The 20,715-nt window shown below is 64.5% G+C and carries 13 protein-coding genes; all 13 read right to left on the bottom strand.

Annotated elements, in window-relative coordinates; genetic code table 11:
* Positions 1 to 431 precede the first annotated feature (431 nt).
* The gene (locus GD429_RS38875; protein WP_193727342.1) at positions 432 to 1,046 is read right to left on the bottom strand and encodes a hypothetical protein; all 615 of its coding nucleotides are present in this window, start codon (positions 1,044 to 1,046) and stop codon (positions 432 to 434) included.
* Positions 1,046 to 5,842, bottom strand: a complete 4,797-nt coding sequence (locus GD429_RS38870) for an RHS repeat-associated core domain-containing protein (RefSeq protein WP_321575137.1) — start codon at positions 5,840 to 5,842, stop codon at positions 1,046 to 1,048. The genes GD429_RS38875 and GD429_RS38870 overlap by 1 nt, the downstream gene beginning before the upstream one ends.
* A gap of 21 nt (positions 5,843 to 5,863) precedes the next feature.
* Positions 5,864 to 7,129, bottom strand: coding sequence for a hypothetical protein (locus GD429_RS38865; protein ID WP_152865360.1), 1,266 nt, complete (start codon positions 7,127 to 7,129; stop codon positions 5,864 to 5,866).
* Between the two features lie 15 nt (positions 7,130 to 7,144).
* Positions 7,145 to 9,349, bottom strand: a complete 2,205-nt coding sequence (gene tssI, locus GD429_RS38860) for a type VI secretion system tip protein TssI/VgrG (RefSeq protein ID WP_321575136.1) — start codon at positions 9,347 to 9,349, stop codon at positions 7,145 to 7,147.
* A complete protein-coding gene (tssH, locus tag GD429_RS38855) occupies positions 9,346 to 12,012 on the bottom strand; it encodes a type VI secretion system ATPase TssH (RefSeq protein ID WP_152865357.1) in 2,667 nt (888 codons plus the stop codon). Before tssH ends, tssI begins: the two co-directional genes overlap by 4 nt.
* Positions 12,013 to 12,024: 12 nt before the next feature.
* Positions 12,025 to 13,146 carry a type VI secretion system baseplate subunit TssG gene (gene tssG, locus GD429_RS38850; protein ID WP_152865355.1) on the bottom strand — a complete coding sequence of 374 codons (1,122 nt, stop codon included), beginning with the start codon at positions 13,144 to 13,146 and terminating at the stop codon, positions 12,025 to 12,027.
* The gene (gene tssF / locus GD429_RS38845; RefSeq protein WP_152865353.1) at positions 13,143 to 15,014 is read right to left on the bottom strand and encodes a type VI secretion system baseplate subunit TssF; all 1,872 of its coding nucleotides are present in this window, start codon (positions 15,012 to 15,014) and stop codon (positions 13,143 to 13,145) included. The genes tssG and tssF overlap by 4 nt, the downstream gene beginning before the upstream one ends.
* Positions 15,015 to 15,018: 4 nt before the next feature.
* On the bottom strand, positions 15,019 to 15,576 hold the full coding sequence (tssE, locus tag GD429_RS38840) for a type VI secretion system baseplate subunit TssE (protein WP_152865351.1): 558 nt from the start codon (positions 15,574 to 15,576) through the stop codon (positions 15,019 to 15,021).
* 26 nt (positions 15,577 to 15,602) lie between these two features.
* Positions 15,603 to 16,094, bottom strand: a complete 492-nt coding sequence (locus tag GD429_RS38835) for an Hcp family type VI secretion system effector (RefSeq protein ID WP_152865349.1) — start codon at positions 16,092 to 16,094, stop codon at positions 15,603 to 15,605.
* Between the two features lie 59 nt (positions 16,095 to 16,153).
* Positions 16,154 to 17,662, bottom strand: coding sequence for a type VI secretion system contractile sheath large subunit (gene tssC, locus GD429_RS38830; RefSeq protein ID WP_152865348.1), 1,509 nt, complete (start codon positions 17,660 to 17,662; stop codon positions 16,154 to 16,156).
* Positions 17,655 to 18,209: a type VI secretion system contractile sheath small subunit gene (gene tssB, locus GD429_RS38825; RefSeq protein ID WP_152865345.1), complete on the bottom strand. Its 555-nt coding sequence runs from the start codon at positions 18,207 to 18,209 to the stop codon at positions 17,655 to 17,657. Before tssB ends, tssC begins: the two co-directional genes overlap by 8 nt.
* Positions 18,210 to 18,287: 78 nt before the next feature.
* A complete protein-coding gene (gene tssA, locus GD429_RS38820; RefSeq protein WP_152865343.1) occupies positions 18,288 to 19,403 on the bottom strand; it encodes a type VI secretion system protein TssA in 1,116 nt (371 codons plus the stop codon).
* Positions 19,390 to 20,256 (bottom strand): hypothetical protein, encoded by an 867-nt coding sequence (locus GD429_RS38815; protein ID WP_193727340.1) that lies wholly within the window; start codon positions 20,254 to 20,256, stop codon positions 19,390 to 19,392. The genes tssA and GD429_RS38815 overlap by 14 nt, the downstream gene beginning before the upstream one ends.
* Between the last annotated feature and the right edge of the window lie 459 nt (positions 20,257 to 20,715).

The following is a 20,715-nucleotide window of genomic DNA, read 5'->3' as shown; positions in this document are numbered from 1 at the left end:
AGTGTCACCAGTGCACCTGGATACATGGCCGGCTCCGTGGTCCCGCAAAGAACCGGCCAGCATACCGAGGTCAAAACACGACATTTCTAAGTAGCCAGAACACGACATTTCTAAAAAGCTACTACAACTAAAACGTTCGATAATTCACGTTATGTAAAGTTATGTGCGCTAACACAACGTGTGAACGACCGCGCTTTCTCCATCCTCGCTGGCGTGTTTCTCCGGTTGTGACATACGGCGATTTCGTCGAATCGGTGTCGCCTGTCGACCCGGCGATCACACCTAGACAGCTTTCGTTCCGCAACTCCATGTGCTGTTGACACGTTGCCGACAAGGTTCGCGCCGCCAATCTGGCTGGCACCTTTGGATCGATCATTGGTCGATGCGATTGAGCGACAAAGCAGATTTTGATCAAGAACATAAAAGACCTATTATCGAATGAATCTTACTACCTTCTTTAGCGGCACGCTTTTCCTGCTCATGACCTCTAGCATCTCGATAGCGGTTTTTTTGAAAATCGATCCAACTGAAATCGAATTTACATTGTTACGTCCATCTTTGCTCGCCCGTAATACCTGGCCATCGATTCCAAGGACGAAATAATTTTTGTCACCTCTTTTGATCCCAAACCGCATCACCACGTCGTTGTCAAACAAAATTGCACCGTCAGCCATATTTTCACATAAAAAAACATCAAATTTCCTGCGAGACAGTTCCGGCGTTTCTCGTATAACCTTCAGTGCAGTCGACAATCTTACGCCGCGCGACAACTCTACGCCACTTGCAATGCAACCACTTGAGTCAAAGTAGAATTTCAGATCACACTCAACTACCCTGTCGCCCCTCTTGAAATATCTTTGGCTCGAGTATTTTGTGAGCGCCCCCTTCACCATTTCAAACCCACTTTGCTCCAGAGTCTCCTTGTCAATTGACTCAAGTCCAACCAGGTTGGGATTTGAAATTTGACCGCTCTCCATGTATATGAGCATCAATTTATGAATGTCTATCGGGCAGTAAAAATTCGATATTCTAGAACCGTTTGGCATTAACTTGCGCTCCTTTGACATGGATTTTCGCCGAGTCGAAGTGCTTTCCCTAGCGCCTTAGCAACTCTGCCCAATATTCGCACGTGCTCTTCGTGCTCCTCAAATTTGAAGTTATCCCTGCCGGAAATTGCATGAAGCCTCAGTTTTTCTACATTATCCCGCTCGTTCAAGAACTCTTCGATTGCTTGCGTCACTTTTGACCATTCAGCGGGGTTAAGATCCCGTGTTGCCTTATCGGCTGGGTGCAGCGTTACTTTCGGGGTTGCATTTAAGTTGGCATTTGGAAGAAACATAACGTGTCCTCCTCGGTTCGGCAACTTTCCGCCTTTGACGTTAACGTGAGCTCCATGCGAAAGTGTATCTGTACCAGCCACGTTTGCGCTAATCGTATACGGCTTACTCCTTCCCTTAGCCAACCCCCACGGGTCAATCCAAGTATATGGATTAGGAGCATATTGATATAAATTGTGGCCCGCAATCCAACCGATCGGATCCTCGCTGACGAATGTGCCCGAAAATGGATCATAATATCGATATCGGTTGTAGTGTAGTCCAGTTTCGTTATCATGATACTGGCCTTGAAATCGAATCGGTTGATCAAATGCTTCGCCGTCCTCCCCCAGACTCTCCTGTCCCCACGTGAGATAGCGCGCGCCCCACATAATAGAACCCGACTTATCGGTAACTCGTGTCGGCATCCCATTAGGATCGAGATGAAAAAAATATAACGCTTCAAGCTCTGGCAGAGCACCCGGTTTCAATGACAATTGAGACGCACTCTTCCTTCCGGTGCGATTGTATCTTTCCACCTGCCCTTGAACGTCTCGCATATTCTGGCTTGGTGCCACCTCTTCCGCGAATGGCTCGGTGGATTCCAGCAATCCTGGCTTATGCGCATTAGCTGTGCACCAAACTTCTGCCAGTGGCCGAAATGTTCCCGGATAGTAAATCCATAACCGTGCATCTGGTCTGCTGCGACGGCCGAGTAACTCCGCTGACAGGGAGCCGGCATGCTCCAAAGCGCGGAACTGTCGTGAGCCTGTGTGGGAGGTCTTGTTCAACAACGCGTTGTCAGCCTCCAAGTCACCTTGGGTGCGCTCGCCCGCCAGTGCTTCACCATCCCACATGAAATAAGTGGTGCAAGCCAGTTGGGTGCTATGAACTGTAGACCTCAACCGGGTGTCGATATCCCCCAGAATTTGGGAGGTCTTCCTCACGCGCCGTTGGAAAACGTCATACGCATAGCATGTACGAATGGTCAGAGTACCGCTTGAGTCCCCGTCAGCCTCCGGAGCTTGGCGCGCCGCGATCGTCTCAATCAGCAATCCGTCGCCATCCCAGCGCAGCCGCAGGTCCTGTTGCGCGTCCTGCCTTCGCACAAGATTACCGATGCAGTCGAACGCGTAATAACAGCCCTCATATTCGCCTTCCCGAATCCACGTATCGGCCTGCAAGCCTTGGCTAAACATACCGATCGCCTTGCCCTGGCAAATCCGGGTCTTTAGCAGATCGCCCGCCGGATCGTACAGGAAGCGATGCAGTTTTCCTGTCGGGTCAAGGTGGCTCGTCAACCTACCCACAGGATCGTACTGGTAATGCTCAAGGCCCAAGCGGGAATCGCGGCTCTCGAGCATCTGTCCGTCGGCGTCGTACGCGTATTCGCTGGCGAACACGACACCAGTGCCAGAAACCAGTGCTTGTTTCGCCAACAACCCTTCCGACGTATATGTCAGTTCTCGCCGCAGCTCAGCCCCAAGGTGCTCAACGCGAATCTGTCCGAGCGCATCGCGCTCGAAGGTGACAGGTGTGGCGTCATCCATCTGGATGGAGCTGACCGCGTCGAGCGCGTCGTAGCTGTAACGAACCGTATGCGTAACAATCTGACCATCTAGATTGAGCCGGGTCTGTCGTTCGATGCGATTGCCTGTCGCATCATACTTATGAGCGATCACGAAATCGTTGCCCTGCTTTTCCTCGACGACTCGACCGACTACGTCATACGCTAGTTCGACCCGGCTGTCCGGATTCTCCGCGACAATCAAGTTGCCACTGCGATCGTAAGACAACGTTTCAGTGCGAATTCCTTCGGGCTGCCGCGGATCCGACACGCGCTTTTTCACGATCCGGCCGAGCATATCCGTTTCGTATTCGACCACTTGCCCGAGAGGATTGACGCTGCACAGCAATTCGCCACTCGGGCGATACTCATAGCGCCGAGGCTGGCCCCAGTAATCGACCTCTTCCACGATCCGTCCCAATGCATCGCGCGTCAGCTGATAGAGTTCGCCACGCTCATTGACTAGGCCAACGAGTTGCTCCTCGGTATCGTACCGGTATTCGACGACGCATCCGTCCGGAGTTAATCGTTTGGCGATCTGTCCTAGAGCGGAATATTCGAGTTGAGTGACGTGTCCGTTAGGATCGCGATAGCGCGTTAGATTGCCATTGAGGTCATAGCTGTAAACAGTTTCTCGTTCCCCCGGCTCAATTGTTCGCGTCAGGTTACCGTTGCGATCGTATTCGTAGAGGCTCACCTGACCCAGCGCGTTGACAGTCTTACAGAGGTTGGCACGAGCGTCGTATGTGTAGCGAGTGCGATGTCCGAGCGCATCGATTACCTCTGTGAGATTTCCATCGTGATCGTAATCGAAGCACGTCACTGCGCCACGCGATCCCGTATGCGCAATAAGTTGACCATGCCGATCGTACTCGTAGCACATACGGGATCGCGTGGGTGTTGACTGTGCGAGCAGTTTGCCTTGCTCGTCCCACTCGTAACGCCACTGCCGGTCGCCCGGCGCGGTAACAATAACTGGTTTATGGTGGGCGCCATAACTCGCAAGGATGACGCTCCCATCCGGCAGCGTTTGCTCGAGCTGGTTACCGTAAGCGTCATACGCCCACGTCGTCATGTGCCCCGCCGGATCGGTCATCGCACTTGTCCGCCCTTGTGCGTCATACCGATACCCGGTCACCCCGCCCAAAGGATCGATCTCTGTCACCGGCATCTCGCGCTCGTTCATCTGCATGATCGTCGTATGCCCGAGCGAATTGGTAATGCACGTTTCCAACCGAGCGCGATCGTAGGCGAAGTGATAATCGAACAGGCCGTTGTCGCCCCACGCATAATCGACGCGCCACACACCGTCATAGCCCTGCTGGTAGCTGTAGTAGAACGACACGCCCCGTGCACTCGTGTGGCTCACCATCCGATGTCCAGCCGCGTACTCGAAATGATGCGGACGCGCCAACGCGTCGAGCGCCGCAGTCAAATCGCGCTCGCGGTCGTGGTCGTAGCGTACGAGCGGATGTGCGTTTCCCCCCGCATCGATCAACATCAACGAAGTCAACAACCCGGCGTGCAATCCGCGTCCCGTGCCACACTGGATCAAGCGTTCGGTCTGCCCGTCGCTCTTCCACTCGACGAGGCGCACGAGGGTGCCGTACACGTCGCGCTCGAATACCCACGCATTGCCATTGAGATCGGCCACGCGTTCGATCGGCAACGTAAGTCGCGAGTTACCATTGATCGCCGGGACCGCATCCCGCCACCGAGAAGGAAGCGCGAATCCATATTCGATTCCCTCGCGTGTACGCAGAACCATCCGTCCATTGTCGCAATACAGCGCATGCCCATGCTGCCAGTCATACGTGCGCCACGCCCAGCCGTCGTCTGCCGGCACCACGTCGAACGCGGTCGCATGATCCGGGAAATAAGCAGCCGCGCCGATCGCGTCTTCGTTCCGCATCAGTTCAAGCCTGATATCGGCCGGTGTCTGCCAACCAAAGCCGACGGCACCCGCATGGTGGTCGTGGCTCGTGTAATATCGGTCCCATACGAGCGGTAGCCGTCCCGAGATGGTGAAATCGCACTGCTGAACGACTACCTCGCCGGTGGTTACGTCCACCGGCTCCGCCTTCAGCACATTGCATCGCAAGAACCCCGACTTCAAATGCAGCTTGTCCGCGAGCGCCTTCGCCCAGTCGGATCCCCGAAACGCCTTGAACAAACCCTTCGCCGCCGCTGCCATGTTCATGATCGGCGGTCCGCCTACAAGCACCGGTCGCCCGGCCGGAATCGGCAACATCACCGAACTCGGCATTGACGGATAAGTTCGATCCGTATGCGCGCTGTTATGCGGAGGCGGCTCCATCCCGACCGACCAGCAACTCAACGCCTCCAGCGCCATGTACGACATCGGATCGTTGTTGGCGAGCACCGTCTTGCTGCCCATGAACGATTCCCCGTCGTTCGACGGTTCAACCTCCTCAGGCGGCGGAGCAAACGCTTCTCCAAGCGGGAAATGCAACCCCGGTACGTGATACGCATGCGTCCCGGCCGTGGCCCGCATCATCCCGTTCACAAAAATCGGCCTGCCGCTGCTTCCCCCCGACCCGACGTTCGAACCAAGATCATCGCTTATGCGGTTCTTGATCTTGTTGGCCTCGTTCGCCAGCCGCATCCCCTCAGCGACGTTGGGGTCGTCCTTGAAGTCCGGCAGCTTGCCGCCGCCCATCAAGTCATTGACCTGCTGGTTCGCCTCATCGGCCAGATGCGCCAGCTTCTCCACATCTTCGGGATGATCTTCGATGTATTCGGTCACCTTCTCCTGCACGATCATCATTGCAATGCAGCCAACCACGGCCTTTGCCGCTTGAACGTACTCACGCAGATCGAGCATGAACCCGACATGAGGGTGCGGCAGGAACACGGGTGGCGTACCGGGCGTGACCAGTACCGAATGAACGTCGACGCCAACGACTGGATCGAGATGCTTGACGGCCGGGAGCGCCACGATTTCAGCCCTCGTTCGCGCTCAGCGCCCACCACGCAACGCCGCGACTTTCTCGCTCAACGCGTTGCGCCGCCGGTCCTGAGCACCCAGCTGCGACACCATCCATTCGACGACCATCGGCAGATTGCTGTTCGCCCGCATCGGCTCGTCGATCATCAATCCCGCATCGAGCGCATTGAATCCGGCCTCCAGCGCATGTTCGCGCTCCCCTGCCCGCTCCCAGCACACGGCGCTCATCCGCCACGCCTCGACCGTCATCAGTCCATCCTTCGCCGCCGTGGTCGACGCGACCGCACGCTCGTAGCAATAAGCCGAGTGCGCATAGTCCTTATGCGTCAAATGCACGCTCGCCTCGCCGAACAATCCGTTCGCGATGAGCTTGTGTCCGGCCGGATGCCCAGCCTCAACTGCGCGCATCCCGCTGCTGGCCGCGCTCCGATACGCATCGATCGCCCGCTCCCGATCCCGCCACTTCAGATAAGCCGCCCCCGCAATCAAATGCACGACAACACACTGATCAAACCACTGCTCGCGCTCCGCGACCTTCAGCGCGGCCGCGCGCAGTTCCTCCAGCCGAGCAGGATTACCGCCTTCGATCATCTCGGTCAGCATCACGAAATGCCGTCGAAACTCCCCGCTCGGCCCGCGCTCGCCCGATTCCGCCAGCAACTCGCGCGGCACGCTCGCCATCGAATACTTGCCTTGCACGACGCGCACCGTGGCCCGATGCCGTTGCATCAACGCAGCAAACGGCTCGATCTCGATACGCGGTACGACAAAGCGCACGCGTTCGGCAAGCTGTGGCGCGACCGAAATGATCGACAGCAAATCGTCCATCCATCGCACCCATGCCGCGTCATCCCGCACTTTCACCGGCTCCAGCACGAAGACCATTGCCGGAAAAATATCCGGGTGGTGCTGCATCAGGCTGTCGGCAACCGAGAACAGATATAGCAAGGGATTCTTGCCATCGTCATATGGCGGCTGCCAGTCCGCACGTACGCCCTGCGCAGCGGACCCCTCTCGCCGGCTGTCGTAGAACGCGATTAGTTCATTCGTCAGCGCCGTCGCATAACCTGATTCGTTGACGAACGACGCCCGCATCGTCCTGACCGCACACGACGTTTCATCCTGAACCTGGAAATATAGCCGCACGAGTTCCGCATCGGTCTCGTCGGTCTGCCAGATCATCAATCGCGCGTCCTGTTCCTTCGCGAAACTCATCCAGTCCGTATGCGCATCCATGAACCTGCGCTCCACCGGATTGGTCGGCTGCCAGTTCTGCATTCGTGCGGACCTCCGTCACGGATTCAGTTTCAGGATCGTCCCTTCGACCGTATGCTCGACCGACGCCGACGACGTGACCTTCTTGCTGTTCACGCTATGGCTTTCGGTGCCGGCAGATGCGACGTTGACGCCCTGGATCGTGATCGTGCCGTCGCTCTTCATTACGATGCTGGACTTCCCGCAGACGAGCGAAAGCTGGTCGCCGGCGTTGACGGTCATCTGATGCTGCACGTTCGTCGTATGGTTCGCACCGACGTTGACGGTGTGTTCGCCGCCGACCGTGTGCGTATGGGCTTTGACGATCGTCGATGTCCGTGTGCCGATCTCCTCGGTATGCGCCGACGCAACCAGCGTCTTCATGTCCTTTGACGTCGTCTGATACATCTGTCCGACGTTCAGCGTCTTGCCTTCACCGATCGTTTCCGTCTTGCCATGCGTGACCGATTCCGTGTGGCTGCCGCCAATCGTCGCTTCGCGATCCGCCACGATCGTCACGGTCTCTTTCTTCCCGACCGTTCTCGTCCGATTCCCGGTCACCCCATGCGTCTCATCCGCCCCGATCTGCGCGACCCGGTTCTTGCCGATCGTCACCGTCTCGTTCTTCCCGACGCTCCGTTGCCGGTTGCTCTTCACCTGCATCGTTTCGTCGTTCCCGACCGTATGCGTGTGGTTGTTCCCAACGGAAAGCGTGTGATCGGCCTCCGTCTCCGCATCGAAATTCCGCTCGGCATGCATCCACAGCTGCTCGGCGCCCTTCTTGTCCTCGAACCGGAACGCATTCGCATGGTCGGTCGTTCCGCCTGGCGACGATCGCGACAGCAACCCGCTCTGCGTCGCACTCCCCGGCAGCCCCCACGGCGGCATCTTCTCGCCGTTGTAAACCCGCCCGGTCACGATCGGCTCATCCGGATCGCCGTTCAGAAAATCGACGACGACCTCGTCACCCACACGCGGAATCTGCACGCCCCCGAACCCGCCCCCGGCCCAGGGACTCGACACCCGCACCCAGCACGACGAGTCCTGATTGCTCTGCCCATACCGGTCCCACCGAAACTGCAACTTCACGCGCCCGTACTGGTCGGTCCAGATTTCCTCACCCGGCGGCCCGACCACAGTGGCGGTCTGCGGCCCGTTGGTCCGCGGCCGCGGCGTATCGCGCGGCGACCGGAAAGGCAAACTCGACGGCTGGACGAGCATCATCGTCTGATGCACGACGGCCTCCGCGCCCTGATCGCTCGCATAAGCGTTCTCCTGAAAACGATACTGGCACCGCACGATCAGGTACTCACGGTTCTGATCGGCCCGCGGGCAATGCGCGAGCGTGAACAGATAACCCGGCGCAGCGCCGCGCACGTCCGTATCCGCACTCGCGCGCTCATGTTCAGCCTGCTGTTCCTCGAGCCTCACGCGGCTGTAATGCGCGCCAGGCGCATCGTCGCGATACCCGCCCGGCCATTCGAACGACGCGAAGCTGTCGTGATCGTGTCCACGCGGATCGACCTTCTGCGATGAAAGATCGGCGCGCGGCTTCGTATAGTCGTAGTCGGTGGTCTGGTGCTTGCCGACGCTCACTTCCTGCGCGGGAAGCCAGCCGTCGATGTGTTCCTCGTCGGCGATCGCGGTTCGATCGCGCGCGATATATGGAATCGTCTCGTAGCCGGGCAGCGCGGTGTGCGACGACATCGCGTCGCTCAGCATCAGCGTATGCGTGTCCTCCGCATGCCGGAACCAGTAATAGATGCCCTCGAACTCCATCAGCCGCGACACGAACGCGGCATCGGTCTCGTTGTACTGCACGCAGTACTCGCGCGGCACATACGATTCGGCGAGGTGATTCTCGATCGGAAAGCCGTACGTCGACAGCACCTCCTGCACGATCTCGGGCACGGTCTTGTTCTGGAAGATCCGGCAATCGGAGCGGCGCGTCGCGAGCCACAGCCACGGGCGCACGACCAGCTCGTAGCCGTAGTGCCGCTCGGCGCGCCGGCCGGAAAGCGATGCGCGCGCAACGATCCCGTTCAGGTAGCGCGTCGACTGGTTCTGCTGTTCGATCCGGACGGTCACTGGCTTGCCGAGCATGTCCTTCAACGACAGGCTATGGCTGTCCGCCAGCGCCTCGATCCGGAATTCGAACAGCCGGCCAAGCTCGTCGCTGCCGTCGAGCGTGTGGAATTTCAGGTCGTCACCGTGCGGGCTGTCGAGGGTGAATACGCGATTCACGTCGTTTCCTCCTCGTCGAACCGGTAAGCGAATTCGCCGTCGGCAGCGCTCACCTCGATCGACGCCAGCGTGCGGCCTTCGAGCGTGGCCTGCAGGATCGCGCGGCTGATGCGCGGCATCACGGTATGCGTGAGGATCGCGTCGACCATCCGGCCGCCGGATTCGATCGTCCGGCAGCGCTCGACGATCAGCGCGGTCGCCAAGTCGGTGCAGTGCAGCCGGATGCCGTGATGCGCGTCGATCCGCTTCTCGATCCGCCGCAACTGCAAAGCGACGATCCGCGCGAGCGTCGCATCGGTGAGCGGGTAATACGGCACGACGGTCAACCGGCCGAGCAGCGCGGCCGGGAACACGTCGAGCAGCGGCGCGCGCAGCGCATCGGCGAGCGTCTGCACGTCGGGAAGATGCTCGGGATCGCGGCAAAGCTGCATCACGCGATCGGCGCCGACGTTCGACGTCAGCAGGATCACGGTGTGCCGGAAATCGATGTCGCGTCCCTCGCCGTCCTCCATCCAGCCCTTGTCGAACACCTGGAAGAAAATCTCGTGCACGTCGCGGTGCGCCTTCTCGATCTCGTCGAGCAGCACGACGCTGTACGGCCGGCGGCGCACGGCCTCCGTCAGCACCCCGCCCTGCCCGTAGCCGACGTACCCGGGCGGCGCCCCCTTCAGCGTCGACACGGTATGCGCTTCCTGGAATTCGCTCATGTTGATCGTGATCGCGTTGTGCTCGCCGCCGTACAGCGTATCGGCCAGCGCGAGCGCGGTCTCGGTCTTGCCGACGCCGGACGGGCCGCACAGCAGGAACACGCCGTGCGGTTTCGTCGGATCGTCGAGCCTTGCGCGCGCGGTCTGGATCCGTTGGGCGATCAGTTCGACCGCATGCCGCTGGCCGACGACGCGTTCGCCGAGCGTATCGGCGAGCTTCAGCACGGCCTGCGTCTCGTCGCGCACCATCCGGCCGAGCGGAATGCCGGTCCAGTCGGCGACGACGGCCGCCACCGCGTGCGTGTCGACGGCGGGCAGCACGAGCGGCGCGTCGCCCTGCAGGTCGGCCAGCGCCTGTTGCGCGGTGGCGAGACGGGCTTGCGCGGCGGCACGTGCGTCCGCATCGAGCGCATGCGACGGATCGTCGTCGAGCAATAAAGCGCGCGATTCGACGATCGCCGCCAATGCGTCGCGTTCGGTTTGCCAACGCGCGTCGAGCCGGTCGAGTTCCGCCTGCGCGGCCGAAATGTCGGTGTCGATTGCGTCGCGCCGCGCGGCGTCGCCGGTGCCGAGTGCGCACTCGCGGCCGATCCGCTCCTGCTCGACGCGCAGGCTGTCGATGCGGCGGCGCGCGTCCTCGATCGGCGCGGGCACCGCGTGCTGGCTGACGGCGACGCGTGCGCAGGCCGTATCGAGCAGGCTGATCGCCTTGTCCGGCAACTGCCGGGCCGGGATATACCGGTGCGACAGCGTGACGGCGGCCTGCAGCGCGTCGTCGAGCACGAGCACGCGGTGATGGGCTTCGAGCTTCGCGGCGAGCCCGCGCAGCATCGTCAGTGCGGCCGCTTCCTCCGGTTCGTGCACGTGCACGAGCTGGAAGCGCCGCGTCAGCGCCGGGTCCTTCTCGATGTACTGCTTGTACTCGGACCAGGTGGTCGCGCCGATCGTGCGCAGCAAGCCGCGCGCGAGCGCGGGCTTCAGCAGGTTCGCGGCGTCGCCGGTGCCGGCCGCCCCGCCCGCGCCGACGAGCGTATGCACTTCGTCGATGAACAGGATCGCCGGACGCTCGGACGACATCGCTTCGTCGATCACGCCGCGCAGCCGGCTCTCGAACTCGCCCTTTACGCTCGCACCGGCCTGCAGCAGCCCGATGTCGAGCAGGTACAGCGCGACGTCGCGCAGCGACGGCGGCACGTCGCCGGCGGCGATCCGCAGCGCGAAACCTTCCGCGACCGCCGTCTTGCCGACGCCGGCCTCGCCGACCAGCAGCGGGTTGTTCTGGCGGCGCCGCAGCAGGATGTCGACGATCTGGCGGATCTCGGCGTCGCGCCCGACGACGGGATCGATCTCGCCGGCCCGCGCGCGGGCGGTCAGGTCGACGGCGAAGCGTGCGAGCGCCGAGCCTTCGGCAGCGGTCGCGCCTCGCACCGCCGCGTCGCCGCCGAGGCCGGCCTGCGAAGAATGTGCGGCCGATTGCGCTTCGGGCGAGCCTTCGACGATCGATTCGAGTTCGTCGGCGAGCACGTCGGGCACGATACGCTCGAATTCGCGCGTGATCGCAATCAGCACGTTGCGCAACTGCGGCGTCTTCAGGATCGCTAACAACAGCACCGCGCCGCGAATGCGTGTCGCGTCGTACTTCAGCGTCGCATAGACCCACGCGCGTTCGACCGCGTCGTCGATGTGCACGGACAGGTCCGACACCGAGCCCGCACCGCGCGGCAGCCGGTCGAGCGCGGTGACCAGCGCGCGGTCGATCGCGGCCTCGTCGATGTGGAAGCGGCGCAGCACGCGCTGCAGGTCGCCGTCGGGCCGCTGCAGGATCTGCTTGAACCAGTGCGCGAGCTCGACGTACGGATTGCCGCGCAGCCGGCAGAACCCGGTCGCCTGCTCGAGCGTCTCGTAGAGGAACGGATTCAGTTTTCCGAACAGGTTGACGCGGCCGATATCGGACATGACGGCTCCCGTTTAGACGGTTTCGCGATGAAGGGCGGCGCCGGCGCGCGGCGTACCGCCACGCCGCACGTCGTAGCGGACGACGAGGTCGCGCGCGGGGCCCGGTTCGAGCCGCTGCCCGAGCCACGCGGTGCGGCCGATTCCCTGCCGCGCGCCGAGCGCGATCGCCGGCACCGCGTCGGCCGCCAGTTCGAGCAGCACGTCCCAGTCGAACTCGATGCCGACGTATTCGCGCACCCATTGCACGAGCTGCCGCGCATGCGGGCCGCCCGGCAGGAAACCGCGGTAGGCGTCGAGCGACAGCGGGCCGAGCACGATCCGGAACCGCGACTGCGCATCGCGCACCGCGACGCCGAGCGCGACGGCGCCGACACGCAACGTCGACTGCGTCGCGCGGATCGTGCAGCGCTGCGAGCGCTCGATCGCGACCCATTGCGGCACGTGCTCGACGATGCGCGCATCGACGCCGAAATGCCGGCGCAGGATCTGCACGAGCCCTTCGGGGTTGCGTGTGTGCCGCACGAGATGGCCCGCATGGAAATAGCGCGCATGCGGCGAGAGCGTGTCGGCGGTTTCCGTGGCCGCGGCACCGGCTTGCGCGGCCGGCCTGTCGCCGTGCGCCGCACGCCCGATCAGGCTCGCGATATAGCCGTCGAACCGTGCGCGCTCCGGGCGATCGAGGCTCACCGTCGGCTGCGCGTCGGCCCACGCACGGTAGAACAGCAGGATCAGCCGGTGATGGAACAGGTCCGCGAACGCGGCAAAGGTCGGATCGTCGTGCTGCGCCGCGCGCTCGTACGCGTATTCGGTCAGGTGCGTCGGTAGCGGCCCGTTCGGCCCGAACAACCCGAAACCGTGGATCGCGATGTGCGGCGGCGCGGTGCCGTTCTCGTGCACGCCGGCCAGCATCGACGCCGCGAATGCGAGCGACGGCTGCTGCCCGAGCCGCACCGGCTCGTCGCGCGGCCGCGCGGCATGGCCGAGCGGCGCGCGGCCGGGCGACAGCGCGTCGAGCCAGCGCAGCGCCTGGAACAGGTCGTAGCCGTGCGGCGCGGCCCGCAAGCGTGCCCACCACGCATCGCGGCGGGCGTCGGCGGCGGTCGGCTGCACGCCGGGAGTCGTGTCGCGTTTCATATCGCGGGCCGCCTGCCGATGCGTGCCGGCCAGTGCGCGAGTGTGCCGCGCTGCACGCTGGTCAGCACGCATTCGGCGAATGCGTTGATCGACACGTGGCGCGCGAAGAACTGTTCGAGCACCGCGCCGAGCAGGAACGGGCTGTCGCCGGAGAACGCATGGTCGTCGACGGTCACGTCGACCTGCACGCCGCGCCCGAACATCAGCGGCCCGAGCGCCGGCAGCCGGCGGAACACCGGCGAGAACGCGACGCGCTGCACGCCGTCGATCTGCCGGCGCATCGCGGCGTCGGCCGGGTCGGCATGCAGGCCGAGCAGTTCGCGCAGCGCATGCGCGCCCTCGTCGTCGTCGAGATCGGTCAGCGTGTGGCGTGCCAGGCCGAGATGGCGGATCAGCCGCCACGCGGTTTGCGCGTCGGCGATCGGCGGGCGCGGCCGCGACGGGCCGCGGATCGCGACGATGCGCTCGACCGGGGCCGACACGCGCAACGTGAACGTGTTCGCGTCGCCGGGCGGCTGCAGCAGCACGAGATCGCGGTTCGTGCACAGCGTATCGGCGGACAGGTAGCGCATCGTTTCGTCGTACGGCGCGCACTGGCTGTCGACGAGCGACACGTAGGTTTCGCTGCCGACATAGCCGGTGCGTGTGCCGTTCGCGCGCGCCTGCGCGGACACGAGCCGCGGCTCGCGCCGCACCGTGTAGTACGCGTCGTGGTTGCCGTCGTCGCCGGCGAACGACGCGTGAAACGGCCGGAATTCGCGCGACTGGCCGTCGTCGCGCTGCTCGCTCGCGAGCCGCTGCACCGCATAGACCTCGTAGTCGAGCGGCCGGCTGCGGTCGACGACGACATGATGCTCGCGCGCACCCGGCTGCAGCGCAATGCGGTCGGCGCGGCGCGCGAACAGATTCACGGCCGGCGTGCAGTTCAGCGCGAGGTGGCGCGCGTCGACGGCCGTTTCGAGCGCCGCGTCGTGGCGATCGAACAGCACGGTCAGCTCGCACTCGTCGCCGGTCGCGCGCGCCAGCGCGGCACGCAGCCCGTCGATGCTGAAGAACAGAAAGCGCGCCGGAAACGCGAAATATTCGCGCAGCAGCCGGTAGCCGTGGAAGCTGCGGCCGTCGTCGGGCAGGATCGCCTGTGCCGGATCGAAACCCTCGTGGACGATCGCGTCGGCGTCGAGCGTATGCACCCAGCGCGGCGGCTGCGCCGGGTCGTGGCACACGACGCCGAGCGCATGCGCGGCGATCAGTTCGAGCAGGTGCAGCGCGTCGCGCTCGGGGCCCGCGAGATGGAACGTCAGCCGGTCGAGCGGCAATTGCGACAGCTTCGCACCGCCGCGCGCCTTCAGCCGGATGCGCAGCGCGCCGCGCACGTCCTGCCGCGCCGCGACGGCGCCGCGCGGCAGCCACGACGGCGCGCCGGTGACGGTCGCATCGGTCAGTTCGAGCGGCCACAGCGTCAGGTCGTGCGCGGTGCGGAATTCGCACGCGGTCTGCTCGGACGCGGCCGGCCGTGCGCGCAGCGCGGTGCCGGCGGGCAGACGCCAGCCCTGTGCGAGACTGCCTTCGTTCATCATCGGCGTGAACCGGACGATCGCCATCGACGGCAGCGGCGCGATATAGCCGGGATACACGGCATCGAGCAGCGCCTGCGTGAAGCGCGGGAATTCTGCGTCCATCTTCAACTGCACGCGCGCGGTGAGGAAGCTGAAGCCTTCGAGCAGCCGCTCGACGTACGGGTCGGGCGGCCCCGATTCGTGCAGCCGCAGCCGCGCGGCGACCTTCGGGAACTGCTGCGCGAATTCGCCGCCGAGTTCGCGCAGGTACGCGAGTTCGCGGTTGTAGTAGTCGAGCAGGCGCGTATCCATCGCGTCAGGCCCCTGCCACGGATTGCAGCGACATTGCACCCGTTTCCAGATCGAGGTCGGAGCGCAGCACGAATTCGAGCGGATGCGGGATCGACCACAGCGTGCCGCGGATCTCGAACAGCAGCACGTTGTGGCGCCGTTCGCCGGCCCGGCCGCCCGGCGCGTCGAGCACGCTGCGCACCTCGACGCTGTCGGGCGCGATGCGCGGCTCGAAGCGCACGATCGCATCGCGGATCGACGCCTCCACCGACATCCGCTCGACGCCCGACATCGGCTTGCCGACGAGCGGCCGCATCCCGTAGTTGAGGACCGACGCCTGCGCGTGCGCGAACGCCGACCAGTCGACGAAACCGTCCTCGGCGTTGCGCGTGTTGAGCAGCCACGCGAGATCGCGCAGCACGGCGGCGCGCAGCCGCTCGGTGCCGATCCATTGCGCGCCGGGCGCTTCGGCCGCGCGCTGCGGCGCGTCGTCGGTGAGCCGGTCGAGCAACGCGGGCTGCAGCCGGTCGCGCAGGCTGCCTTCCTGGCCGTCGCGGCCGTCGCGGGTTCGGGGGTCGTCCATTGTCGTCTCCGTGCGTGCTCGACCCGTCACATCTCGGTGTTTTCCTTGATGTTCCAGCCGACCGTCACCTCGGCGCCCTTGCCGCCGTTGTCGTTCTGCTGCCAGTACTGCTTCTTCACCTTCGCGGCCTGGAAGCCGTAATGCATCATCAGCCGGTCCGCGACGTCCCCCGGATCGATGCCCGCCACCTGCGCGGACGTGACGAGCACCTCCTGCAGCGTCACGCGCATGAACTCGACCTGCGTGCCGCCCGTCTTGCACGCGGAAATCTCGACCGACGACAGGTGCTTGCCGTTCGCGCAGTTCTTGATGATCGCGGGCGCACCCTTGTCCATGTATGCGGAAACGACGAGATCGTTGAAGCTCGCCTTGCCCGCGTTGCCGCCGCTGCCGCTCGCCATCGCGCCCGGCTGGCTCGCGCCCCACGTGAACGACTGGATGTCGGTCCAGCCCTTGTGCTGCGCGTCCGCCGATTCGCCGGTCACGCCGTCCACCTTCATAAACATTGCCACGCCCATTGCCGTCTCCGTTTCGGTTCGAGGTCAGGTTGAATGCCGTGTTGATTGCCGGTTGCAACTCATTCGTTCGCCGCCTTCGCGGTCGGCAGCCGCGAGATCAGCCGCAGCGACACGGTGAGCCCTTCGAGCTGGTAGTGCGGTCGCAGGAAGAATTTCGACGTGTAGTAGCCGGGGTTGTCCTCGACCTCGTCGACGACCACCTGCGCGGCCGCGAGCGGCTTGCGCGCCTTGGTTTCCTGCGACGAGTTCACGGGGTCGCCGTCGACGTAGTTCATGATCCAGTCGTTCAGCCAGCGTTCCATGTCGTCGCGCTCGCGGAACGAGCCGATCTTGTCGCGCACGATGCACTTCAGGTAGTGCGCGAAGCGGCAGCACGCGAACAGGTAAGGCAGGCGGCCGGACAGCCGTGCGTTCGCGGTTGCGTCGGGATCGTGGTACTCGGCCGGCTGGTACAGCGACTGCGCGCCGATGAACGCCGCGAAATCCGAGTTCTTCCGGTGTACGAACGGCATGAAGCCGTTCTTCGCGAGCTCGGCCTCGCGGCGGTCGCTGATCGCGATCTCGGTCGGGCATTTCTGGTCGACGCCGCCGTCGTCGGTCGGGAACGTATGGCTCGGCAGCCCTTCGACCGCCCCGCCCGATTCGACGCCGCGGATCGACGAGCACCAGCCATACTGCTTGAACGACCGGTTGATGTTCGCGGCCATCGCGTATGCCGAGTTTGCCCACGTGTAGCGGTCGTGGTTCGCGGCGTCGGTGTCTTCCTCGAAGTCGAATTCGTCGACCGGGTTGGTGCGCGCGCCGTACGGCAGCCGCGCGAGAAAACGCGGCATCGCGAGGCCGACGTAGCGCGAATCCTCCGACTGCCGCAGGCTGCGCCACGCCGCGTATTCGGTGTTCTGGAAGATCTTCGTCAGGTCGCGCGGGTTCGACAGCTCCTGCCACGAATCCATCTGCATCAGCTCCGGCGACGCACCGGCGATAAATGGCGCGTGCGCGGCCGCCGCGATCTTCGACAGCTCGCCGAGCATCTCGACGTCGGGCGGGCTGTGGTTGAAATGGAAATCGCCGACGAGGCAGCCGAACGGCTCGCCGCCGAACTGCCCGTATTCCTCCTCGTAGATCTTGCGGAACAGCGGGCTCTGGTCCCACGCGACGCCCTTGTAGCGCTTCAGCATCCGCGCGACCTCGTTGCGCGACGCCGGCAGCGCCTTGATCTTCAGCAGCTCGTCGGTCTCGGTGTGGGTGACGAGGTAATGCAGGCCGCGCCACGCGCCTTCGAGCGTCTGGAAATCCTCGTGATGCAGGATCTGGTTGATCTGGTCGGACAGCTTCCGGTCGATCTCCGCGATGATCTGCTTCACGCTGCCGTATGCGTCGGTCGTCATGCCGACCGTATGCTCGAGCGCCTGCTGCGCGAGCGTGCGCACCGCGCGCTCCACCGATTCGCGCGCCTCGGCGGTCTTCGGCTTGAATTCCTTTTGCAGCAGCGCGGCGAACTCATCGCGCTCGACGGCCGGCTGCGCGGCGTCGCGCGTGTCGGCGCGGGTTTGGACGGGGTCATTCATCGCGGGCCTCCGGTTGGGTCGCATCGCCGCGCTGCGCGGATTCGTTCGGATTGCGCACGAGCGTCTTCAGCAGGTCGGGATCGTTGATTGCGCGCTCGATCAGCTGTTCGGCGCCGTGCTTGCCGTCCATGTACGACAGCAGGTTCGACAGCTCGGTGCGCGCTTCCAGCAGCCGGCGCAGCGCGTCGACGTTGCGCGCGATCGCGGCCGGCGAGAAATCGTCGATCTGCTCGAACGTCATGTCGACGTTGAGCATGCCTTCGCCCGTCAGCGTGTTCGGCACCTGGAACGCGACGCGCGGCGCGACCGACTTCATTCGCTCGTCGAAGTTGTCGACGTCGATCTCGAGGAACTTGCGCTCCGGCAGATCCGGCAGCGGCTCGGCGCGCTTGCCCGCCAGATCCGAAATCACGCCCATCACGAACGGCAGCTGCACCTTGCGTTCGGCGCCGTAGGTTTCGACGTCGTATTCGATCTGCACGCGCGGCGCCCGATTGCGCGCGATGAACTTCTGTCCGCTGCCCGCTGCCTTGGTTCTGTCAGTCATCGTCCACTCCTTCACTTCGATCAGGTTGCTCAGTACGTTGCCGCCGCCTGTGTGACGGCGTCCTTCGTTCGGTTCGTTTCATTCGCTTCGCTCGCCGCTCAGCAGGTCCAGCTTCGGCAGGCTCTCCGGCGCGAGATCGCGGATGATTTCGTAGAAGTCGAGCGCGAGCAGCCGCTGCGCGCGCCGCAGCAGCAGCGGCGCCGGATGGCTCGGCTCGTGCAGCTCGAAATAGCGGCACATCTTGTCGAGGCCGAGCCGTACGTCGTCGCGGCTCGTTAGCTCGGCATCGCGCCATGCGTGTGCGTTCGGCATGGCTGCCGGCGCGAGCGGTGCGATGCCGGCCTGCGATGCGCCACCGGATGCGGCCTGCAACGTGGAGCTCGCGCCGTCCGGCGCGCCCGGTTGCGGCTCGGGCACCGGCACTTCGCGCACGATCCGCTGCAACGCCTTCTCCGCATCGCCCGCATCGGGCGCCCATTCGCGGCCGAGCTTGTCGATCACGCACGCGCGGATCGTGTCCAGCGCTTGCAGCGCGGCGCGCGCGGCGTCGAGCGGCGTCGTGCCATCGCCGCGCACGGCCGACAGCGCGGCAATCAGGCTTGCGCGGCCACCGGCTTCGTCGCGGCCGTCGAGCAGCCGTTCGGCATCGCGCACGCTCAGGCCGCCGTCGAACAGCGGCTGGCGGCGCGCCGCGCGTGCGCAGTCGTGCGCGCCGGCCACGTCGGCGAGCGCGTTCATTCGCGGCGTCGGGTCCGCTTCGCCGTCGGCGTCGAGCCGGGGATGCAGTTCGTCCCAGCGGCGCTCGAGCAGGTTTGCGACGATCGCGAGCGCGTCCGCATAACCGGGCAGGCCGTGTTGCTCGATCCAGCTGCGCGCGAGATACGCGACGACGCGCAGGTCCTTCGTGCGCGAGGACAACGCCAGCGCGAGCCGCTCGACCGCGCCCCAGTCGGGCGCCTCGGCCGGGATCACGGTGTCGCCGTATTGCTGCTCGGCGCGCGGCGTCGCGCGCTCCTGCAACTGCAGGAACTCGGCGTCGTATTCGAGGTTGGCGCCGCACGGCGCATCGGGCGCGATGTCCGCGAGCAGCCGGCCGATCAGGTCGGCGCGCGGCGACGCCGCCGACAGGCCAGGCGACCCAGGGGAAAGCACGGCGACGGCGAGTGCCGCCTGGCTGACGTCATTCGAATGCATAGTCGATGTTGACCGGTTTGCTGCCGAAATCGATCGCCACGGTGCGGTGCAACGGCGGCAGCGAGCCGTTGCGGATCTCGATCTGGTAGACGCCCGGCGTCAGCGACACCGAACGCAGCGGCGGGCTCGCACCGCGCCGCGCGCCGTTCACGTACACGTCGCCCCACGGCCGCACGTTGAAACGCACCTGGACGGTTTCCTGCGTCTTCGGCGGGCGCTGCTCGGCCGGCAGCACGTTCACGGCGGCGACGGCCGTATCGGCTTCCGACGGCGGCTTCGGCGCCGGGGCTGGCGTGGTCGCCGATGGTGCGATGGCTTCCGACGGCGGCACGTTGACGACGCGTTCCGAAGCGTCGAGGCTGCCGGCGGGTGCGATGGCGGAACGGGAGCCGGCTTGCGCCGGGGCCGGGCTCGTGACGGTGGTCGCGACCTGCGGTGCGGTTGCGGCGGCGTCGACGGCCGGTGTGCTGGCCGGCGCGGCGGCGACGGGCGGCGGCGGAACCTGCGCCGACGATCCGGCCGGCAGGCTCGACGGCGGCACGACGGTCGGCGTCGGCCCGCGCTGGGCCAGCGTGGTGTCCGGCGTGCTGGCGGGCGACGACGTGCCGGCCTGCGGCTGGCTCACGCCCGGTGCGGCCTCGTCGGCGACGCGCGCGGGACGCGACAGATAGCTCGCGGCGAGGCCGACGGCGATCAGCGCGACGAGCGCTCCGCCGATGTAGAACGGTATGCGGCGGCTGCGCGATCCTTCGAGTATCGGGCTGCGTTGGGTGCCAGTCGGCGCGAATGCCCGGCTTGGTGCCGATGCCGATGCGGCGGGATGCGGCGCGGCCGTCCCGGCGGCCGCGTACACGGCCTCGCTCGTGTTCCCGGAATCCGCTGCGCTGCGCTTGCCGATGTCTGCGTCGGCACTCGTGGAGCGTGTATCTGCTTCGTGGTGCGTATCGGCTCTTGCAGCAGGCGGCTCCTTTGCACGCTCGGCGTTTCCGTTCGGCGCACCGGATTCAACCGGATTCGCCGCGGGCTGCGAAGCATGCGAGGCCGACGATGCCAGCGCGTCCGTTGCCGCAATCGCGGCGCCCTGCGCAGCCGCCTTCGATGCTGAAGGCGCACCAGGCTCCGGCTTGGCGCCTGACGCGGCAGGCGAAGCAGATGCGGTGTCCGTCGGTGTCGACATGCCGTCCTGACGCTCAGGCGTTGACGACTGCACATCCGACGCAACCTTGCCCGAAGCCGTCCCACCCTCGCCGATCGCAGCAGCAGCACCAGCAGCAGCCGACGCGATGCCCGACGCAGCGGAACCCACCGAAGC

The sequence above is a fragment of the Burkholderia sp. BE17 genome, assembly GCF_009362305.1.
Lineage (GTDB): Bacteria > Pseudomonadota > Gammaproteobacteria > Burkholderiales > Burkholderiaceae > Burkholderia > Burkholderia pyrrocinia_C.
The sequence above is the reverse complement of the archived record's forward strand: the minus strand, read 5'-3'. Positions and strand labels throughout refer to the sequence as shown.

Excerpts from the sequence above, each read along its gene's own strand:
- GD429_RS38875 (WP_193727342.1), bottom strand. The coding sequence starts at position 1,046 with ATGCCAAACGGTTCTAGAATATCGAATTTTTACTGCCCGATAGACATT.
- tssG (WP_152865355.1), bottom strand. The coding sequence starts at position 13,146 with ATGAAACGCGACACGACTCCCGGCGTGCAGCCGACCGCCGCCGACGCC.
- tssA (WP_152865343.1), bottom strand. The coding sequence starts at position 19,403 with ATGCATTCGAATGACGTCAGCCAGGCGGCACTCGCCGTCGCCGTGCTT.
- GD429_RS38865 (WP_152865360.1), bottom strand. The coding sequence starts at position 7,129 with ATGCAGAACTGGCAGCCGACCAATCCGGTGGAGCGCAGGTTCATGGAT.
- tssH (WP_152865357.1), bottom strand. The coding sequence starts at position 12,012 with ATGTCCGATATCGGCCGCGTCAACCTGTTCGGAAAACTGAATCCGTTC.
- tssF (WP_152865353.1), bottom strand. The coding sequence starts at position 15,014 with ATGGATACGCGCCTGCTCGACTACTACAACCGCGAACTCGCGTACCTG.
- tssB (WP_152865345.1), bottom strand. The coding sequence starts at position 18,209 with ATGACTGACAGAACCAAGGCAGCGGGCAGCGGACAGAAGTTCATCGCG.
- GD429_RS38835 (WP_152865349.1), bottom strand. The coding sequence starts at position 16,094 with ATGGGCGTGGCAATGTTTATGAAGGTGGACGGCGTGACCGGCGAATCG.
- tssC (WP_152865348.1), bottom strand. The coding sequence starts at position 17,662 with ATGAATGACCCCGTCCAAACCCGCGCCGACACGCGCGACGCCGCGCAG.
- tssE (WP_152865351.1), bottom strand. The coding sequence starts at position 15,576 with ATGGACGACCCCCGAACCCGCGACGGCCGCGACGGCCAGGAAGGCAGC.